The 18,256-nt window shown below is 66.9% G+C and carries 15 protein-coding genes; 11 read left to right on the top strand and 4 right to left on the bottom strand.

What is annotated here, in order from left to right; genetic code table 11:
- Positions 1-766, bottom strand: a 766-nt coding sequence (locus ACPXB3_RS21040; RefSeq protein WP_425729437.1) for a transposase, incomplete at its 3' end; no start/stop codon positions are given.
- Positions 767-1,046: 280 nt separating this feature from the next.
- Here ACPXB3_RS21040 and ACPXB3_RS21045 point away from each other — a divergent pair.
- Together ACPXB3_RS21045 and ACPXB3_RS21050 are read left to right on the top strand one after the other, a co-directional pair.
- Positions 1,047-1,628, top strand: a complete 582-nt coding sequence (locus ACPXB3_RS21045; RefSeq protein WP_425729439.1) for a hypothetical protein — start codon at positions 1,047-1,049, stop codon at positions 1,626-1,628.
- A gap of 137 nt (positions 1,629-1,765) precedes the next feature.
- Positions 1,766-2,683 carry an HNH endonuclease gene (locus ACPXB3_RS21050; protein WP_425729441.1) on the top strand — a complete coding sequence of 306 codons (918 nt, stop codon included), beginning with the start codon at positions 1,766-1,768 and terminating at the stop codon, positions 2,681-2,683.
- A 183-nt stretch (positions 2,684-2,866) separates the two neighbouring features.
- On the opposite strand, the gene ACPXB3_RS21055 is transcribed toward ACPXB3_RS21050, so the two are convergent.
- Together ACPXB3_RS21055 and ACPXB3_RS21060 are read right to left on the bottom strand one after the other, a co-directional pair.
- Entirely contained in the window at positions 2,867-3,379 is a 513-nt protein-coding gene (locus ACPXB3_RS21055; protein ID WP_425729443.1) for a hypothetical protein, read from the bottom strand.
- Between the two features lie 316 nt (positions 3,380-3,695).
- A complete protein-coding gene (locus ACPXB3_RS21060) occupies positions 3,696-4,607 on the bottom strand; it encodes a hypothetical protein (protein WP_425729445.1) in 912 nt (303 codons plus the stop codon).
- 214 nt (positions 4,608-4,821) lie between these two features.
- On the opposite strand from ACPXB3_RS21060, the gene ACPXB3_RS21065 reads away from it, so the two are divergent.
- The 6 genes from ACPXB3_RS21065 to ACPXB3_RS21090 are packed head-to-tail and all read left to right on the top strand — an operon-like array spanning position 4,822 to position 15,567.
- Positions 4,822-8,124, top strand: a complete 3,303-nt coding sequence (locus ACPXB3_RS21065; protein WP_425729478.1) for an SNF2-related protein — start codon at positions 4,822-4,824, stop codon at positions 8,122-8,124.
- 40 nt (positions 8,125-8,164) lie between these two features.
- Positions 8,165-9,502: an SWIM zinc finger family protein gene (locus ACPXB3_RS21070; protein WP_425729480.1), complete on the top strand. Its 1,338-nt coding sequence runs from the start codon at positions 8,165-8,167 to the stop codon at positions 9,500-9,502.
- Positions 9,499-10,980, top strand: a complete 1,482-nt coding sequence (locus tag ACPXB3_RS21075) for a DUF5691 domain-containing protein (protein WP_425729447.1) — start codon at positions 9,499-9,501, stop codon at positions 10,978-10,980. The genes ACPXB3_RS21070 and ACPXB3_RS21075 overlap by 4 nt, the downstream gene beginning before the upstream one ends.
- On the top strand, positions 10,977-12,068 hold the full coding sequence (locus ACPXB3_RS21080) for an ATP-binding protein (RefSeq protein ID WP_425729449.1): 1,092 nt from the start codon (positions 10,977-10,979) through the stop codon (positions 12,066-12,068). The genes ACPXB3_RS21075 and ACPXB3_RS21080 overlap by 4 nt, the downstream gene beginning before the upstream one ends.
- Positions 12,069-12,073: 5 nt before the next feature.
- The gene (locus ACPXB3_RS21085) at positions 12,074-14,368 is read left to right on the top strand and encodes a DUF5682 family protein (RefSeq protein WP_425729451.1); all 2,295 of its coding nucleotides are present in this window, start codon (positions 12,074-12,076) and stop codon (positions 14,366-14,368) included.
- Positions 14,365-15,567, top strand: coding sequence for a vWA domain-containing protein (locus tag ACPXB3_RS21090; RefSeq protein ID WP_425729453.1), 1,203 nt, complete (start codon positions 14,365-14,367; stop codon positions 15,565-15,567). The genes ACPXB3_RS21085 and ACPXB3_RS21090 overlap by 4 nt, the downstream gene beginning before the upstream one ends.
- A 16-nt stretch (positions 15,568-15,583) precedes the next feature.
- Here the strand turns inward: ACPXB3_RS21090 and ACPXB3_RS21095 are convergent, their stop codons facing one another.
- Positions 15,584-16,033, bottom strand: coding sequence for a DUF5994 family protein (locus ACPXB3_RS21095; RefSeq protein ID WP_425729455.1), 450 nt, complete (start codon positions 16,031-16,033; stop codon positions 15,584-15,586).
- Between the two features lie 148 nt (positions 16,034-16,181).
- Between ACPXB3_RS21095 and ACPXB3_RS21100 the strand changes: the two genes are divergently transcribed.
- The 3 genes from ACPXB3_RS21100 to ACPXB3_RS21110 all read left to right on the top strand — a co-directional run bounded on the left by ACPXB3_RS21100 (position 16,182) and on the right by ACPXB3_RS21110 (position 18,136).
- Positions 16,182-16,778, top strand: coding sequence for a sulfite oxidase-like oxidoreductase (locus ACPXB3_RS21100; RefSeq protein ID WP_425729457.1), 597 nt, complete (start codon positions 16,182-16,184; stop codon positions 16,776-16,778).
- Between the two features lie 38 nt (positions 16,779-16,816).
- A complete protein-coding gene (locus tag ACPXB3_RS21105; RefSeq protein WP_425729482.1) occupies positions 16,817-17,491 on the top strand; it encodes an FAD-binding oxidoreductase in 675 nt (224 codons plus the stop codon).
- 174 nt (positions 17,492-17,665) lie between these two features.
- Entirely contained in the window at positions 17,666-18,136 is a 471-nt protein-coding gene (locus ACPXB3_RS21110) for a hypothetical protein (RefSeq protein WP_425729459.1), read from the top strand.
- Positions 18,137-18,256 lie beyond the last annotated feature (120 nt).

An 18,256-nucleotide genomic window follows, 5' to 3' on the forward strand; every position in this document is an offset into this window, starting at 1 on the left:
GGTGGAAGTGATCGACCACCACTTGCGCGTTCGGCAGCAACTCGGTGGTGACCGCTGCCGCGTACGCCGCCGACGGAACGATCGCGACGTGGGTGATCGTGTCCCGGAACTGCGCGGGTTGAGCGGTCAGCCAGTCGGTGACCGCGGCGCCCGAGCGTCCTTCGACCTGCCCCAACAAGCCCTGATTGCCACCGAGATCGACGAACCCGGTGTCCCACGGGTCCACGCGTATCCAGCGGCGCCCATCCTGGTCGCGAGTCCAGCGGGGCTTGCCGCGGCGGGTTTCGTCGATCCCGAGGACTCGTACCGGTTCTGGGTCGGTCAGCACGGTCTTGGCGTGTTCAACGAACGCGGTGTGCGCGGTCGGCCACGACACGCCCGCCGCGGCGGCGACCTCGACCACAGAACGCGCCGCCTCACCGATACTGCGGCCGATCTGAGTGCGCAGTCGGGTGGTGGTGCGTCGTCGTCGCGGGATCTGCGCGATCGATTCGGTGAACGAGCGCCGCTCACACGACCGGTTCTGGCAGTAGTACCGTGTTTTGTTCCAACGCAACGCGATTGGGTCATCGCCGTACCGGATATCGCGGGGCCGGGTGACTGCGTGGCCCTTCACCGACGACGAGACTGCCTTGCAGTCCGGGCACCTCGCAGCCCCCGGATCGGCGGTCACCACATCCACCACCCGAGAACGATCGGCCAGTCGAGTGACCGCCCTGACCTCGAGTCCTTCCAGACCCAACAACAACGACGTAGCATCAGCCATGCCCCTGGTACTCCTCACCGAATCGGAATGTTTCGCAACATCCAGATTTCCGGAGACCAGGGGCGTCTCACCTCAACGACACGCCAGCCCTCTGACCAGGCACTGCCCGCTCAACCTCGAAGAGCCCGTATTGGACCGGCTTGCCGCCTGTGTCGTCTTTCGCAAACTACATCGAGGCACCGACAAGGAAGGGCTTCTGCCTTTGAAGTGCATGTAGTCGCTGGCGGACCGACCCGAGCATCTACTCGCGGAGATGCGGCCGCACGGAGACGTCGCCGCCGTGGAGACCGTGTCCGTCGCGTCTTTTGTAGGGGTTGACCGTATGTCACACGTTGGTGCGAAGATCCAGAGCGTGGCGAGCTTGGGAACGAATGGGAAGCGCAGTGATAGGTTGTCTGCGGTCAGGAGGTTCAGCATCGCTGGAACAGCGCTCGATCGCGACGTAACGGTAGCCGACGTTGAGACTTTGGTGACGAAGCGTGCGGAGCTTTTGCTGCGCTCTTGCGAGGTTACGTGGGGGCCATGTCTAGGCCGGACGCCGACGAGCTACGGGACCACCGTGGCTTACCTGACTGTGGCGCCCGAACTCCTGGTGGAGGTCGACGTCGTCGAGAGCGCCGAATGCGCCATCGCGACCATTGACGTGCCCGATGCCGCACTCGCTCAACGAATATCACAGGTACTCCTCGACCTTGAGTTCGATCAAGAACCGGGAGTTCATATTCAGACCGGTAGATCACACCCGGTCTCCGGAAATATGGGTGATACGTTGAAAGTCCTCTTCGGCGAGCTTGATCGGCACCGCCATTACGTCGAATACGACGGGCCGCTTACCGACGAGGACGGGCGGTCACTCGAATGAGTCGCCACAACCAACCATCCGCGGGCCGCGCACGTGACCTATCAGTGCAGGTGATGCGATGCGGTACCCGTTGAGGGGCTACTGTTATCCGGTGAGCCGCGGCGAACCAGCTGCGTCAGATCCGGTGGGGGTGATAGGTGTCCACGCGCGAGGAGTTTGACCGCGAGTTGCGGTTGGCTGCGATGGGGTGGTTGACCCAGCGCACACAGGACGGCCTGGAACCGATCAGCGCAGACTCGCTGGACGAGTTCACGTTCAGGGGCGATCCGATTCGTCTCAAAGACCGGCAAGCCGGCATATGGAAGCCTCGTCAGCTTGATAGCGCGTTGTCAGTGTTCACCGCATACCCGAAAAAGGTAGGTGAGCGGCCATATGACGACGGCACGGGCCCGGACGGTCTCCTGCGTTACAAGTGGCGCGGCGACGACCCTCAGCACTTTCAAAACCGGGCATTGCGCGCAGCGATGCAGCAGGAGCAGCCCTTGATCTGGTTCTTTGGTGTCGGATCTGGGATCTACTTGCCTATCTACCCGCTCTACGTTGTGGACGAGGAGCCTCACGACAAACAGTTCGTTCTCGCTCCCGAGGAGTTGCGTGGGCTGGTGCGCGTCGGGTCGCCCATCGAGGGTCAATTGCGTAGATACGTAAACCGCGAGGTCAAACAACGGCTCCACCAGCCGGTGTTTCGTGCGACCGTGATGCGGGCCTATCAGACGAGCTGTGCGGTGTGCTCTCTGCGGCATGCTGAGTTGCTCGACGCTGCGCATATCGTGCCGGATTCAGCCGAGGCGGGTGTGGCGTCAGTTACTAACGGTCTGGCTCTATGCAAAATCCATCACGCAGCATTCGATCAACAGATTCTCGGTATCCGCCCGGACAAACTCATCGTGGAGATTCGTAAGGATTTGCTCGATGAGGTCGATGGCCCTATGCTGCGCTATGGCCTCCAGGAACGCCACGGTCAGACGCTTATGGTAGTCCCGAAGGTACGTGCAGAGCGACCCAACCGGGAGCTATTGGAAATCAGTTATGACCGCTTTCGCGCGGCAGGCTAGTGCTGCAGAGGCTAAACTCTGTGAGTCTCGTACGGTTGCGATCGAATTATGCTGCGCGATCCTGATGTCGAGCAGTAGCCGAAGTTGCGGAGTGTTACCCCGTGTATCGTCATCCACCGCCAGACCACAACGTTCGGATTGCATCTCTTTGAGATATATGACCGATCGAGCCCGGGCCAAAGGTCAATATGATTGAGCGCGAGGCATCAGGATCTGAGACGCAGCCTCGATATACTCGTTACGCGCCTGGCGGTACTGCCTTTGCAAGTCGCTCACCTGCTCCGGTGTAAGTGCTGCACCATCATCTCGCCATTTGTCAATCGCGTTTACAAAGTCCTTGGAGACTTCGAGTGCGTGAACCAGGGTGTGGTGCAGTTCGGGTGGACCCGCAAACCTCGCTTGGGCGCGACTAATGTTGGATTTCACCCACGAACTCTCATACTCAATGTTTGCCTGGTCGTCTATGGAATCGCCTAGCAGATGATCGAGCATTCGCCGAGATGTGTCATCTAAGGCGTAAAGATCAACAATGAGCTGCTCGTGTCGAGCGATCTGCCTGTCTGTTAACTCAGAAATGCGCTTTTCGTGCCGTTCTTCGCGGCTGGCTCGAAGTGTGAGCCAGGTACCAAACAGAGTGACGCCGCCACCCACTATTGCGCCAAAGAGTGCGCTGAGCCCACTGCCGATATCCCACATGGAAATACCGTAGCAAACTCAATATTTGGAGACAATAATGGGATAGCCCGGATCGGTATTCGGTACTCACCGCGTCGATGCGCCTGCTCATCAGTAAGATGTCCATCGCCGAGACGGAGCTGCCACGTCGTTCGAATGCAACGCCATGAGTGGTCTTCCGACGTTTCCCGGAAGCGATGTTCTCGCGACCCGAGCATCTGCTGGACATGTGGCATGAGGCTCACAGGCGGAGGTCGAAGCGGGACCCGCCATGCGGATGCGTCGGTTTCGGCCGCGCATCTGACACCACGAATCGGCCGGCATCAAGGGCACCTGGTCACCACAACCGATAGTTGTCTCGCTCGATCATGAATCCGTGGTGCGTATTTCGGTTCTCGCATTGGACTCCGGCTGCCAGCGCGGTGCAGGTGAAGACACTCACGGACAGTGAGCGTCCTGTAGGCAGATCGGTTCCGGTGATGAAACCTCCGTGCTCTTCCGGGAAGTAGCGGGGATCGCCGGAAGCTATGAATTGCCCGGCGCCAGAGCTGCCGAGCTCGACTCCGTTCGGCGCCGTCATCTTTGTGCGCACCGCGTTAAGAACCTGCGGTGCTTTCGACGGCATTACGCCGCTGCAGCCGGCGAGCGGCTGTGACTCCTCGGTATAGATGCTGCAACGCCAGTAGCCTCCCCCAGCGGAGAACTGGTAGGCCGTCCCATCGTCACGCATGTACGCGCCTGCGCTCACCTGGTGAGGTGCGGTCGAACCTCCGGGAAGAACTACCCGGATGCTGTCCGATCCGCGTAGGCATTCTGTCCCGATACCCTGCAATTCGGCGGTCGTTGCCGACGGAGACGCACAATCCCAGCCGTCCACTTGGATGTGATTGGTGTTGTTTCCGGAAGTGCCGTCGACGGGTTGCGCGAGGTACTTCTCGATCAGGACCTTCGCCTGCTCGCACGTAAGGTTGCCATCGTTGACGACGACCGTGCCGCGACGACCGGTCGCCGGGTAAGTGACCGTGCAATCGGCGGTGGTTGCCGGCCTGCCCGAAGAACTCGAACTGTTCTGCGCGGTCGGGGAGGCGCTTGCGTTCGTAGGACCTTGCTGCCCGGTGCTGTCCGCTGCCGTGGTTGTGGTGCCAGAACCACTTTCTTGAGAAGAGCTTGCACAGGCTGATGCGCTCGTCGCGATTGCCAATGCCGCGATGAGCGACAGTCCCGCGCGAGTAGTGATCCGACGATGCATGGTCCCCCCCCCAATTGTTCGATGACGACGATCGACCGTTCGCCGACGCGATGATATCGGCACAGGCAGTCTGATGCGGAACGATTTGTGACGCGTCATCGGTTTGGCTCCTCCACACCTGACCCCGCCCAACCCGGTACCCTCGTCCACCGTGGTACCTCCCGTCCTGACTGCTTCCGCCCCCGAGCTCGACGCCCTGTTCGGCGCGTCGACGATGCAGCGTGGGCGGCAGTACCGGGACCGCGGCATGGTCGGGCAATACAGCTGGTCCGCCGACGGGCGGTTGCTCGCGGGTACGTGCCGGGGGAGCGGCCGCATGCAGTACCAGGTGTCGGTGGAGTTCCGGGGAGAGCCACCGACAGTCAGCCAGCTAGAGGCGCTGTGTACCTGTCCGGTCGGGTTCTACTGCAAACATGCCGCCGCGCTGCTCCTGATGGCGCAGCAGGACGCGCTTCGTCCGGGCGCTGCGCTGCAGGTCGCGCCTACCGCGGTGCCGGCGTGGCGCAGGGCGTTGGGCGAGATCCTTCCGGCCACCAACACCGAGCCCGAACGCCGACCCCTCGCCCTCGCGGTCGGCCGCGGCGCGTCATCGCGGTTTGCGCCCGATCCGGGCCTGAATATCCGGCCGATGACGATGGGCGCGCGCGGCCAATGGATCAAGACCGGTGCGTCGTGGCAAGACGTGCTCTTCGCATACAACGTCGACCTCAACACCGAGCACTGCAACGCGCTGCGCGCTGTCTATCAGGCGGTCACCGGCAACAACTACATCACCAACCGCGACGCACTGAGTCTCACCAACGCACCCCGCGCGGTCTGGCCCGCCCTGCGCAATGCCGTGGACGCCGGGGTCGTGCTCATCCCGCAGCCGGGCCCCGGCCTGCGCGTCAACGACATCGAACTGCGGTCGGCGACAATCGACTACGGCGTCCACAAGCAGCCCGATGGCGTACAGGTGAAGGCCACCATCCGGGTCGATGACGCCGAGGTGGCGGTGTCGCCGTCGTCGCTCATCGGCAACGCACGCCCGCACGGCTTCTGGTACGAGATCGATCAGACCGCGGTCCTCGCCGACTTCGCGGAGCCGGCACCGACGCCGGGTGAGATCGACTTCGCGACGGACATCCGCAGCGTCGTGGTGCCCGAGTCCGATCTGGACGAGTTCGCACTCGAATTCCTGCCCCACATCGAACAGCGTCGGGCCGTGTCCCTCGATGACGGCGTGCTCGACCCGCCGACGGTCAGCGGACCCGTCGCGGTGCTGACGTTGAGCGACGACCCCTACCACGATCAGGGCGCCTACAGCTGGAGCGTCGGATACCTCGTCAACGACAAACGGCATCTCTTCGACCCCAACGAGCTGATCGGTGCCACCCCGTACCGGAATGCCGAAGACGAAGCGTCGCTGTGGAAGTCGATCCGCGAGCCGATGCTGGTGCTCACCGAATGTGCGGGTTCCTGGCCGACGACGGCCCGGGTCGAGTGGCGTTCCCGCTCGCTGCACCGGCCCAGCCCTCAGGCACAAGAGGCTGTGCAACTGCTCGACGCCATCCTCGCGGGCGAGACGGCCAGAGTTGATCTGCCGGAACACGTTCTGCGGACGTCGACGCCGTTGCGGCCCGTCGAGACCGCGGTCATCTCTGCCGAGATCGTGCCGATGCTCGACGACTATCCGCAGATCCTCGTCGACAACCGGCTCGCCACCACTTACCGGCAGCTCGACGACGATCCGCAGATCCGCTTCGCCGCCGGCGATTCGGACGTCGGCAACGACTGGTTCGCCCTCGACGTCACCATCACCGTCGGCGACCGCTCGGTACCCCTGCGCGACGTCATCACCGAACTCGCCGCCGGCGCTTCACATATCGTCCTCGATGACGGCGCCTACTTCAGCGTCGACACCCCCGAACTCCAGCGGCTCGCCGAGCTGATCACCGAAGCACGCCAGCTCGGCGAGATCGAGAAGGATCACGTAAGCGCCACGTCGATGAATGCGACGCTCTGGGACGAACTCCTCGAACTCGGCGTCGTCGACGCGCAACTCAAGGCCTGGCGCACGCGGATGAAGAAGCTCGCCGCCGCCACCCCGCCACGGCGCGTGGCGAGCCCGCGGCAGGTGAAGGCAACGCTGCGCGACTACCAGCGTGACGGACTCGACTGGCTGGCGTTCCTCTCCGACAACGATCTCGGCGGAATCCTCGCCGACGACATGGGTTTGGGCAAGACCCTGCAAACCCTCGCCCTCATCGCGCGGGCGGTCAAGAAGAAGCCGGGCGCGCGGTTCCTGGTGGTCGCGCCGACGAGCGTGGTGCCCAACTGGGTCGCCGAAGCCCAGCGCTTCGTGCCGTCGCTGCGGGTCACATCGGTGGTGGCGACCGAAGCGAAATCCGGAATCCCGACGGCCGAGGCCATCGGCGATGCGCAACTCGTCGTCACCTCGTACACACTGCTGCGGCTGCTGTTCGACGACATCAGCGAATTCCAATGGGACGGAGCGCTGTTCGACGAGGCGCAGTTCATCAAGAACCACAACGGCAAAACCCACCAGTGCGCCCGCCGGCTGGATGCGTCGTTCAAACTGGCGATCACCGGCACGCCGATGGAGAACAACCTCATGGAACTGTGGGCGCTGCTCTCGGTGACCGCGCCCGGATTGTTCCCGTCCCCAACAGCATTCACCGACTACTTCCGCAAACCCATCGAATCCGGGCAGGCACCCGAACGCATGGCGACCCTGCGGCGGCGGATCAAACCGGTGATGCTGCGGCGCCGCAAAGATCAAGTGGTACTTGACCTGCCGGCCAAGCAAGAGCAGGCGATGAAGCTCGAACTCGCCCCGCGCCACCGCAAGATCTACGACACACGCCTCGCACGCGAACGTCAGAAAGTGCTTGGGCTGCTGGGGGATTGGGAGAAGAACCGCTTCCAGGTGTTCCGGTCGCTGAGCCTGCTGCGGCAGCTCAGCCTGCACGCGGGCCTGGTCGACGACACGAACCGTTCGGTCGCCTCGGCCAAGGTGGAATTCCTGATGGAGAACCTGCCGGAACTGATCGCCGAGGGGCACAGCGCCTTGGTGTTCAGTCAGTTCACCGCATTCCTCGCCATCGTGCGCGCTCACCTCGACGACGCCGGCATCGCCTACAGCTACCTCGACGGCTCCATGACCGCACCCCAACGTGCCACTGCGGTCAACGAATTCACCTCCGGCACCACACAGGTCTTCCTGATCAGCCTGAAGGCCGGCGGCTTCGGGCTCAACCTGACCGAAGCCGACTACTGCTTTGTCTGCGACCCGTGGTGGAACCCCGCCGCCGAAGCCCAAGCCGTCGACCGCGCACACCGCATCGGGCAGCAACGCCCCGTCACCGTCTACCGGCTGGTCTCCGCCGACACCATCGAAGAACGCGTCGTCGGCCTACAGGACCGCAAACGCGCACTCTTCGACGCCGCCATCGACGAGGGCGAACTGTTCGGCACGGCGATCACCGCATCCGACATCCGGGAGATGATCGGGTGAGGCATCGCCTCTGTCGGTGCCCTGTGGTTGGGTGAACCCCATGGGGGAGTGGTGGACGACCGATCAGGTGCTGGCGTTCGCGCCGGACGCCTCGTCGGTCGGCGCCGGGCGCAAGCTCGCCACACCGACGTACTGGACGGGCACCGGCGCCACCGACGCGGTGGTCTGGGGTCAGTGCAGGGGCAGCGGCAAGACGCCGTATCAAACGGTCGTCGAGCCGGCGTCGCCCGCGTACAAGTGCTCGTGTCCGTCGCGGAAGTTTCCGTGCAAGCACGCGCTCGGGCTGCTCCTGCTGTGGTCGCAGCACGAGGTGCCCGACGCCGCCGAACCCGCCGACTACGCCGCCGAGTGGCTGGCCGGCCGCGCCGAACGTGCCGCGACACCGGCCGCCGAGTCGGCGTCGCCGAAAGATCCGGACCGTGCGGCCAAGACCGCGGCGCAGCGGGTGGACCGGGTACGCGGCGGACTCACCGACCTGCAACTCTGGCTGACCGACCAGGTCGGCCACGGACTGGCCGGCGCGGAGACCGATGCCTACCGCCGGTTCGACGCGGTCGCCGCGCGGCTCGTCGACGCGCAGGCACCCGGCGTGGCCAACCGCGTCCGCCGGCTGCCCGCCCTGTTCGCCGGCCCCGACGGCCGCGCCATCGAGTGGCCCGCGCGGCTGCTCGAAGAGTTCGGGCGGCTCTGGTCCCTTGCCGCCGCCCACCAACGTCTCGATCAGCTGCCCGACGCGCTCGCCGCCACCGTCCGCCGACACGTCGGCTACCCGGTCGCCAAGGCCGACGTCCTCGCCGCCGACGGCGTCATCGACCTCTGGCTTAGCCTGGGCCGCCGCGACACCGAGGAAGATCACCTGCAGAGCCGCCGCACCTGGCTGTGGGGCGCCGGCACCCGCCGCTTCGCGATGCTGCTCGACTACGCGCCCACCGGCGCCATCCTGCCCACGCGGCCCGCGGTCGGCCAGTCGATCGTCACCGCCATGCACTTCTACCCGGGCGTCCCCGCGCTGCGCGGCCTCTACGACGAGGCGTCCGCCCCCTCGGACGGCGCCACCCCACCGCCCGATCCGGTTCCATCGCTGGCGCCGATGAGCATCTCCGACGCGAAACATGCTCGCGCACAGGCTGTCTTCGACGATCCGTGGGCGCAGAGCTGGCCGGTCCTCGTCGACGGCCGGCTCGGACTGACCGCCGATGCGACCCCGGCGCTCATCGATCGCACCGGTACGGCGATTCCGATCGTCGAGGTGGGCGACCGCTGGCCACTGCTGCTGGCCCTCACCGGTGGCGCGCAGGTCGGGGTGTTCGGTGAACTCGGCCCCGACGGAATCGACGTGGCGTCGATCGTCGCCGACGGGCAGGTGATCGGCGTATGAGCAGCTGGGACGAGGTGGTGTCGGCGGCGCTGGTCGGGGTGCGCAGCCGCCCGGTCACCACCGCCGACGCCGACCCGGTCCTCGCCGCACACCTCCCCGACGACGCGACGCCGGACGACCCTGCCGTCGTGGCATTGCAGCTGGCCGCGCTCACCGCCGCCGCCCACGGCGCGAGCGGGCCGGGTTCGGTTGCCGCGGAGCCGATTCCCGCCGCCCCGGACGATCCACGGCCACCCATGTCAGACCTGGCCGCCGCCTACGCCATTCAGGCGCTCGAACATTCACCACGGCTGGCGTCGTGGGGCCTGGATCTGCTCGTCGACTCCGGTCGAAGGCCGCCCGCCCGGATGCTGCCCGGACTCGTGGCCCGCACCGCCCGCAACGTCGCCGGCCAGCCGGTGATCTCGACGATCGTCGGCCCGCGCGGCCGGTGGCTCGCCCAGCACGCACCCCAACTGCGAGCCGTCCTCGACGGCACCGGTGCGCTCGCCGCCGACACCGCAGATGCCACGGCGTGGACGCACGGCGAACCGGCCGCACGCGTCGCCTACCTCACCGCACTACGCTCGCGCGACCCCGACGCCGCGCGGAAACTCCTGGAAGCGGGATGGGCCGGGGAAACGGGCACCGATCGAGAACTGTTGCTGCCCGTGCTGTCTCATACGCCGTCGCTCGCCGACGAAGCCTTCCTCGAACGCGCACTGGACGACCGGCGGGCCAAGGTGCGGGCCACCGCGGCCGACATCCTCGACCACGTCGACGGATCAGCCCATCAGCAGCGGCTGTTCGACGCGGCGGCAGCACTGCTGACTCTCACCGAGGAACGCCGCCGACTGCAACGACACCCCGTCCTGCACGCCGCCATGCCCACCGACCCGGACCCCGCACTCGCCCGCGACGGCATCAGCCGCACCGCACCCCGCGGCGTCGGACTCGGCACACACACTCTGACGCAACTGTTCTCGCGTATCCCACCACGACTGTGGCAACAGCACTTCAACCTGTCTGCCGACGCACTGGTCGCCGCCATCGACGCCGGCCAACGCGCCCTCGTTGCCGGATTGTGTGCCGCAACAACAACGTTCGCCGACCGCCGCTGGGCCACCGCCCTCATGCGCCACCCGGACGCCCTACCCGCGGTGATGGCACTGGCCGACTCGCAGGCCGTGCAAGCCGAGTTCACGCGCCTCCCGCCGGAGCGCCAACTCGCGGCATTGCCGTCACTTCCGACACCATGGCCGGAACCCTTGGCGAACAACATCTTCCGCCTCTTCGGCGCCGAGGTGGCCAGGCCGGGACGCGTCACCCCGGCCGCCGCGCAACTGGCCGACCTGATGCAGGTCGGGTTGCCGGCCACCGACACCTGGCGCGACACCGTCGACACCACCCGCGAACGCCTTCCCGCCGCGACCATCGTGCTGGCGCGACTGTCCGATGCCCTACGAATCCGAGCCGCCCTACTGAGGGAGCTGACATGACAACCGCCGACGACCTGCTGCGCCCGCACGCCGAACAGCTCTACGCCGACGAACTCGCCGCGCTCGCCCGCACCGACAACGCCGCGCGCCCGGCCAGCTGGCTGCTGTCGCCGTCGGCGGTGGTCACCTACCTGCTCGGCGGCACCCTCGCCGACGGAACGGAGATCACCCCGAAGTACATCGGGCCCCGCCGGCTGATGGAGGTGGCGGTCGCGACCCTGGCCACCGACCGCGCCCTGCTACTGCTCGGGGTACCCGGCACCGCGAAAACGTGGGTGTCCGAACACCTTTCCGCGGCCATCAGCGGCACGTCGACACTGCTGGTGCAGGGCACCGCGGGCACGCCGGAAGAAGCCATCCGCTACGGCTGGAACTATGCGCGCCTCATCGCCGAGGGGCCGTCCGAGCAGGCGCTGGTGCCCTCACCGATCATGGTCGCGATGCAGGAGGGCAAGATCGCCCGACTCGAAGAGCTCACCCGCATCCCCTCCGACGTGCAGGACGCCCTGATCACCATCCTCTCGGAGAAGACGCTGCCCATTCCCGAACTGGGTGTGGAGGTGCAGGCCACCAAGGGCTTCAGCGTCATCGCCACCGCCAACGACCGGGACCGCGGCGTCAACGACCTGTCCTCGGCGCTGCGCCGACGGTTCAACACGGTGGTGCTGCCACTCCCGGCCAGCGCCGAGGAAGAGGTCTCGATCGTCACGCAACGCGTTGCCGCCCTGGGCAAGTCGCTGGACCTACCGGAGCTGCCGTCGGCGGCCGAGGAGATCCGGCGCGTGGTCACCGTCTTCCGGGAACTGCGTGCGGGCGTCACCGAGGACGGCCGCGCCAAGGTCAAACAACCCAGCGGCACACTCTCGACGGCCGAGGCGATCTCGGTGATCACCCACGGCATCGCGATGTCGACGCACTTCGGTGACGGGGTGCTGCGCCCCGCCGATACGGCCGCCGGCATCCAGGGCGCGGTGATCAAAGATCCCGCCGCCGACTCGGTGGTGTGGACCGAGTACCTGGAGAGCGTGGTGCGCGAGCGCGCCGATTGGGCCGACTTCTACCGCGCCGCTCGCGGGGCGCTGAGCTGACCAGCATGTCCGTGACCACCGCCGAGACGAACGCCCCACCGGAGGTGGCGCCGGGCACCCACGTGCTGGGCATCCGGCATCACGGGCCGGGCTCGGCGCGTGCGGTGGTCAGCGAACTCGATCGCATCCGGCCAGACGTCGTGCTCATCGAAGGACCCGCCGACGCGACGGATCTCATCACCGCGGTGATCGAGCCGGGCATGGCGCCGCCGGTGGCGCTGCTCGGCTACGCCGCCGACGACCCGTCGCTCGCCGCGTTCTGGCCCTTCGCCGAATTCTCCCCGGAATGGCAGGCGATGCGCTGGGCCCTGCGCGCCCAGGTGCCGGTCGAATTCTGTGATCTACCGACATCGATGGTGCTCGCACACCGGTCGGCACCCGCCGACACCGATCACACGACCGACACCGAACCCACTCACGCCGATCGGATCCGCGCCGACCCGATCCGCGCACTCGCCGACGCCGCCGGCTACAGCGACCCGGAACGCTGGTGGGACGACGTCATCGAAACCCGCGGTGAGGGTGACGGATTCGTCGCCATCACCGAAGCCATGGCGGCCCTGCGTGAGGACGACTTTCTACGCGCGCCCGACCGCTCCGACCCCGAGCACTCGGACCCCGAACAACTGCACGAGGAACGCCGCGAAGCCCACATGCGGCAGACCCTGCGCAAAGCGCTGAGACGCGACGGCGTCGAGCGGGTGGCCGTGGTGTGCGGTGCCTGGCATGCGCCCGCCCTCGCCGGGAAGCTGCCGCCGGCGGCCGCCGACACCCGCACCCTCAAGGGCACCCCGAAGATCCGCACCCGGCTCGCCTGGGTGCCATGGACGCATTCGCGGCTCGCGAGCGCGTCTGGCTACGGAGCCGGCGTCATCTCACCCGGCTGGTATCACCACCTGTTCACCACCACCGACGACGTCATCATCCGCTGGCTGATCCACCAGGCCAACCTGTTGCGCGACAAAGACATCGACGTGTCGTCGGCGCACATCATCGAGACCGCGCGGCTCGCCGAGACACTGGCGGTCATGCGGCACCGGCCACTCCCGGGGCTCGCCGAGGTCAACGAGGCCACCCTGGCCGTCATGTGCCACGGCGACACCGGTCTGGCCGACCTCATGTACCGCGAAGCCGTCATCGGCGAGCGACTCGGCACCGTGCCCGACGACGCGCCGGTGGTGCCGCTGCAGGCCGACGTCACCGCGACCGCGCGAACGGCCCGGCTCAAGATGAATCCGGTCGCCAAAGAACTCGTGCTGGATCTGCGCCGACCCGCCGACAAGGCTAAATCGCTGCTGCTGCACCGGCTCCAGGTGCTCGGGGTGGGTTGGGGAACGTCGAACGAGGTGTCAGGGACCGGCACGTTCAAGGAGGGCTGGATCGTCGCGTGGCGCCCGGAGTTCGTCATCGACGTCGTGATGGCGTCGGTGTGGGGGACCACGGTACGTGCGGCCGCGACCGCCAAGGTCGTCGACCAGGCCGGCGCCGGCACGTCACTCGGCCAGGTGACCGGCGCGCTGGAGGCGGCGCTGCTGGCCGAACTCGTCGACGCGGTGCCGCCGATCCTGACCGCCCTGCGCGATCGCGCGGCCGTCGATCACGATGTGGCGCAACTGATGCAGGCACTTCCGGCAATCGGTCGCGCGCAACGCTACGGCGATGTCCGCGGCACCGACACCGCCGCCCTGCGTCTGGTCGCGTCGTCGTTGCTGACGCGCATCTGCATCGGCATCCCGAGCGCCATCTCCAGCCTGAACGACGATGCCGCAACGGCCCTCAAGGAGCACGTCGACGCCGTCCACGAGACCGTGGTGCTGCTCGACGCCGACGACAGGCGGCGGTGGATCGGTGCGTTGCGGACGATCGCCGATCGTTCCGACGTCAACGGGCTCCTCGTCGGCCGCGCCACCCGGCTGCTGCTCGACGGCGGGGAGATCGCGGCGACCGACGCCGCGGACCGGTTGCAGTTCGCGCTGTCCACCGGCGCCACCCCCACCGCGAAAGCGCAGTGGATCGAGGGGTTCCTCGGCGAGGGCGGCCTGTTGCTCGTACACGACCGGGATCTGCTCGCGGTGCTCGACGGCTGGCTCACCGGGCTCGGCGAGCGTGACTTCACCGACGTCCTGCCGTTGCTGCGCCGAACCTTCGGCGTCTTCGACACCTCCGTCCGCCGCAACATCGGCAACCGCGTCGCCTCCCTGGGCCGTGGCGAACGGCGCGCCGACACCGTGACCACCTTCGACGCCGAACTCGCCGCGCCCGCGGTCGCCGTGGTCGCCCGCATCCTGGGATTGCCATGACCATCGATGACGACGCCGTGCACGACGACGACACCGCGGATACCGCCGCCGAACGCGCCCGCCGATGGCGGCTGGTGCTCGGCGACCCCGCGGCCGCCGAACTCCCGGCGCTCGGCGGCGCCGATCTCGCGATGGACGGGGCGCTCGCGGCGTTGTACGAGGCCAGTGGTTCCCGCAAGGGCGGGCTCGGCAAGTCGGCGCCGTCGGTGGCGCGCTGGCTCGGCGACATCCGAAAGTACTTCCCGTCCACGGTGGTTCAGGTGATGCAGCACGACGCCGTCGAACGCCTCAACCTGTACTCGCTGCTCACCGAACCCGAACTGATCGACAGCATCGAACCCGACATCGACATGGTCACCACCCTCATCGGACTCGGGCGCGCCATACCCGAGAGTTCCAAGGCGTCAGCGCGGGCACTTGTGCGTAAGGTGGTCGACGAGGTGGAGCGCCGCATCGCCGACCGCACCCGCAGCGCGGTGGGCGCCGCCCTCGACCGAGCCGCCCGGGTGCATCGGCCCAAGCTGCGCGACATCGACTGGAATGCGACGATCGCCCGCAACCTGCACAACTATCTGCCGGAGCAGAAGACGATCGTGCCCGAGCGGCTCGTCGGGCACGGCCGCCGCGCGCAGGTAGTCGGTAAGGACATCGTGCTCGCCATCGACCAGTCCGGGTCTATGGCGTCGTCGGTGGTGTACGCGTCGATCTTCGGTGCGGTGATCGCCACGATGCGCTCGGTGCGCACCTCGCTCGTCGTCTTCGACACCGAGGTCGTCGACCTCACCGACAAGCTCGACGACCCGGTCGACGTCCTGTTCGGCACCACGCTCGGCGGCGGCACCGATATCAACCGGGCCATCGCCTACTGCCAGGGGCTCATCAGCCGGCCGACCGACAGCATCTTCGTCCTCATCTCCGACCTGTACGAGGGCGGCATCCGCGAGGAGATGCTCAAACGCGTGGCGCACCTGCGTGCCGACGGTGTGCAGGTGGTCGTGTTGCTCGCGCTGTCCGACGAGGGCGCGCCCGCGTTCGACCGGGAGATCGCCGGAGACCTTGCCGCCCTGGGCATTCCGGCGTTCGCCTGCACACCCGACGCCTTCCCCGACCTGCTTGCGGTCGCCATCAGCCGCGGCGACATCGTCGGCTGGGCCGACGCCAACGAACTCTCGCGGCGCGGCATGAGCGATGAGGAATGAGTGATTCGGAGCGAGATCAGCGACCGGCTGCCGCAGACTCCTGCTCCTGAAGGTATTGGCCGGCCAGGGACAAAATGCGCCGGCCACGCAAAGTTTCCAGGGAGTGGGCCTGACCGTCGAGCAGTTCGGTGTCTCCGGCGAGCCGCAGCAGCACGGCCGCCAGCGAGGACGAGGTGCGGCAGGGAATCACCAGCACGGTCGCCGTGGTCTGGGGCGTGGTGATCGTCATCAGCGGTGGAATGGCCGGGGAGTCGGATGAGTCGAGTCCCGGGAAGCGGCGGTAGTTCTGCCAGTTGACGGAGATAGAGGTGATGTCGCCGATCAGGGGGCTGACCGCGGCGGACAGGTTGCCCAACTCGCAGGCCAGGTCGGCGGTGTAGGGATACCAGGCGCCGGCCACCGGGGCCGTACGGTCGCTGGTGAATCGGACCCGTGTGGGTCCCAACGTCGGTACACGGCCAACCATCGAGCACTCTCCTGACCGGCGCTCACGCCGCGTTCTGTCGGTGACCAACACACGACCACACGTTGACGCAGGCTATGAATGTAAGTCGGCTACCTGCGACTATACGCCGACGGACGGCAATGACCATGGGCGGACCTAGACTGGGCGGATGGCGATCGTCAATAGAGGGTTCGTCGGCCGGCGGGACCGTCAGGCCGACCGGCTGCCGCCTGGACAATACTCGACCGTCGACTTCCCGGTGCTCTCCGCCGAGCCGACGCCGGTCCTGCCACTCGACAAGTGGCGCTTGACCATTCAATCCGCCGAGCATCGGGCACACAGCCTCGACTGGGCACAGTTCAGCGCTCTGCCGCACCAGGACATCACCACCGACATCCACTGCGTCACCAGGTGGTCCAAGTTCGACACCCGCTGGCGCGGAGTGTCTTTCGACGACCTCCTGGTCAGTCTGCCGTTCGAACCAGGCGCCTTCGTGATGGCACACTGCTACGGTGGCTACACCACCAACGTGCCGCTCGCCGACCTGGTCGACGGGCAGGGCTGGCTCGCCGACACCTTCGACGGTGAACCCCTCGCTCCCGAACACGGTGGGCCGGTGCGGCTCCTCGTTCCGCACCTATACTTCTGGAAGAGCGCGAAATGGGTTCGGCGCCTGCGCTTCATGCCCGCCGACACACCCGGTTTCTGGGAGGAACGCGGCTACCACATGTACGGCGATCCTTGGCGTGAGCAGCGGTATTCGTGACCACGCACTGGCAGATCACCACAGTGGTCGGTGCCGAAATGCAGACGCCGACAGCGCGTTCGCTACGGCTGGCGCTGAGTGAGTCGTTCGATGCCGTCGCCGGCGCACACGTCGACATCCGGCTGACCGCCGCCGACGGGTACTCGACGGCGCGGGCCTACTCGCTGTCGGATGTGCGAGAAGACCGGACCGTCGAGGTGACGGTCGAGCGACTCGACGACGGTGAGGTGTCGCCCTACCTTGTCGACGTCGTCGAGGTCGGCGAGCCGTTGGAGATCAGCGGACCGCATGGCAGGTGGTTCACCTGGAACCCGACGGACACGGGCCCGGTCCAACTGATCGGCGGCGGGTCGGGCATCGTGCCGCTGATGTCGATGATCCGGATGCGCGAGATCTGGGCACCGGCCACACAGTTCAATCTCGTGTACTCGATCCGGGCGCCGCAGCGCCGGTACTTCGCCAGTGAACTCCGGCAACTGGTTGACCATGGTCGGCTGCCCGTCAACATCTTTCATACGCGGATCGCACCGGAGGATGATCCGCGTCCGCCGGCCCGGGTGAGTGCGGCAGAGCTGGCGTCGGCCACCATTCCGCCGGAGCAGCAGCCCCTCGTCTACGTGTGCGGCCCGAACGGCTTCGTCGAGCACTGCGCGGCAGCAATGCTCGCCGCCGGACACGACAGTGGCCGAATCCGTACCGAGCGGTTCGGTTGATCGGGCGCCTGCCCACCGGTCCCGCCTCCCCCGATCGGGGGAGGTGACGATCCCCCGACGGATCACCCGGTCGGCCGATTCGGCGGAGGGGTTCTGCGCGGCAAAGTCATTGGTGTCAGAAACACACCAAGCGCCCGGACCCACAAGGCCTGGACCGCGGCCAAGGAGAACGTCATGAACATCTCGAAGAGCATCAAGAATCGCGCACTCGCCGGCCTGGCCGGTGTCGGAATCGCCGGCGCCCTGGCAGCCGGCGGCGCCGGACTGGCCAGCGCGGGCACAGTGCCGGTGAACCACCCCGGCGAGCCGACCGTCGCCATGACGATCACCAACCACACCGATCAGATCGAGTGGCTGGCCGGCGCAACTCCCGGCACCGGGCAGTGGGTGCAGGCGCCGCACGAGATGCTGGCACCCGGGGCCTCCGAAACCGTGACCACCAGCGCCCCGAATTCCTCGTACGAGACGGTATTCGTCAACTACCGGATCGGCGCGTTCGGGCCGCGCGCGACCTACAACGTCGAGGACATGCAGGGCAACGTGAACACCGCGATGACCGGGACCTCCGGCGGCCACTACTTCATCAACGCCCCGCAGATCGACTCCGGATACCCGAATGTGAATGTCTCCTACGATCTTTGGTGACCCACACGGCGGTGGGGGGGGGGCCGGGGGGCAGCCCCCCCCCCCCGTCTATCGGGCGCCCGCCCCCCCCGGCGCGCCCCACCGGTAGGGGAGGCGCCCAGCCCGCGCCCAAAAGAACCC

Origin of the sequence: Gordonia sp. DT219 (assembly GCF_049847065.1) — a bacterium.
Taxonomy (GTDB): domain Bacteria; phylum Actinomycetota; class Actinomycetes; order Mycobacteriales; family Mycobacteriaceae; genus Gordonia.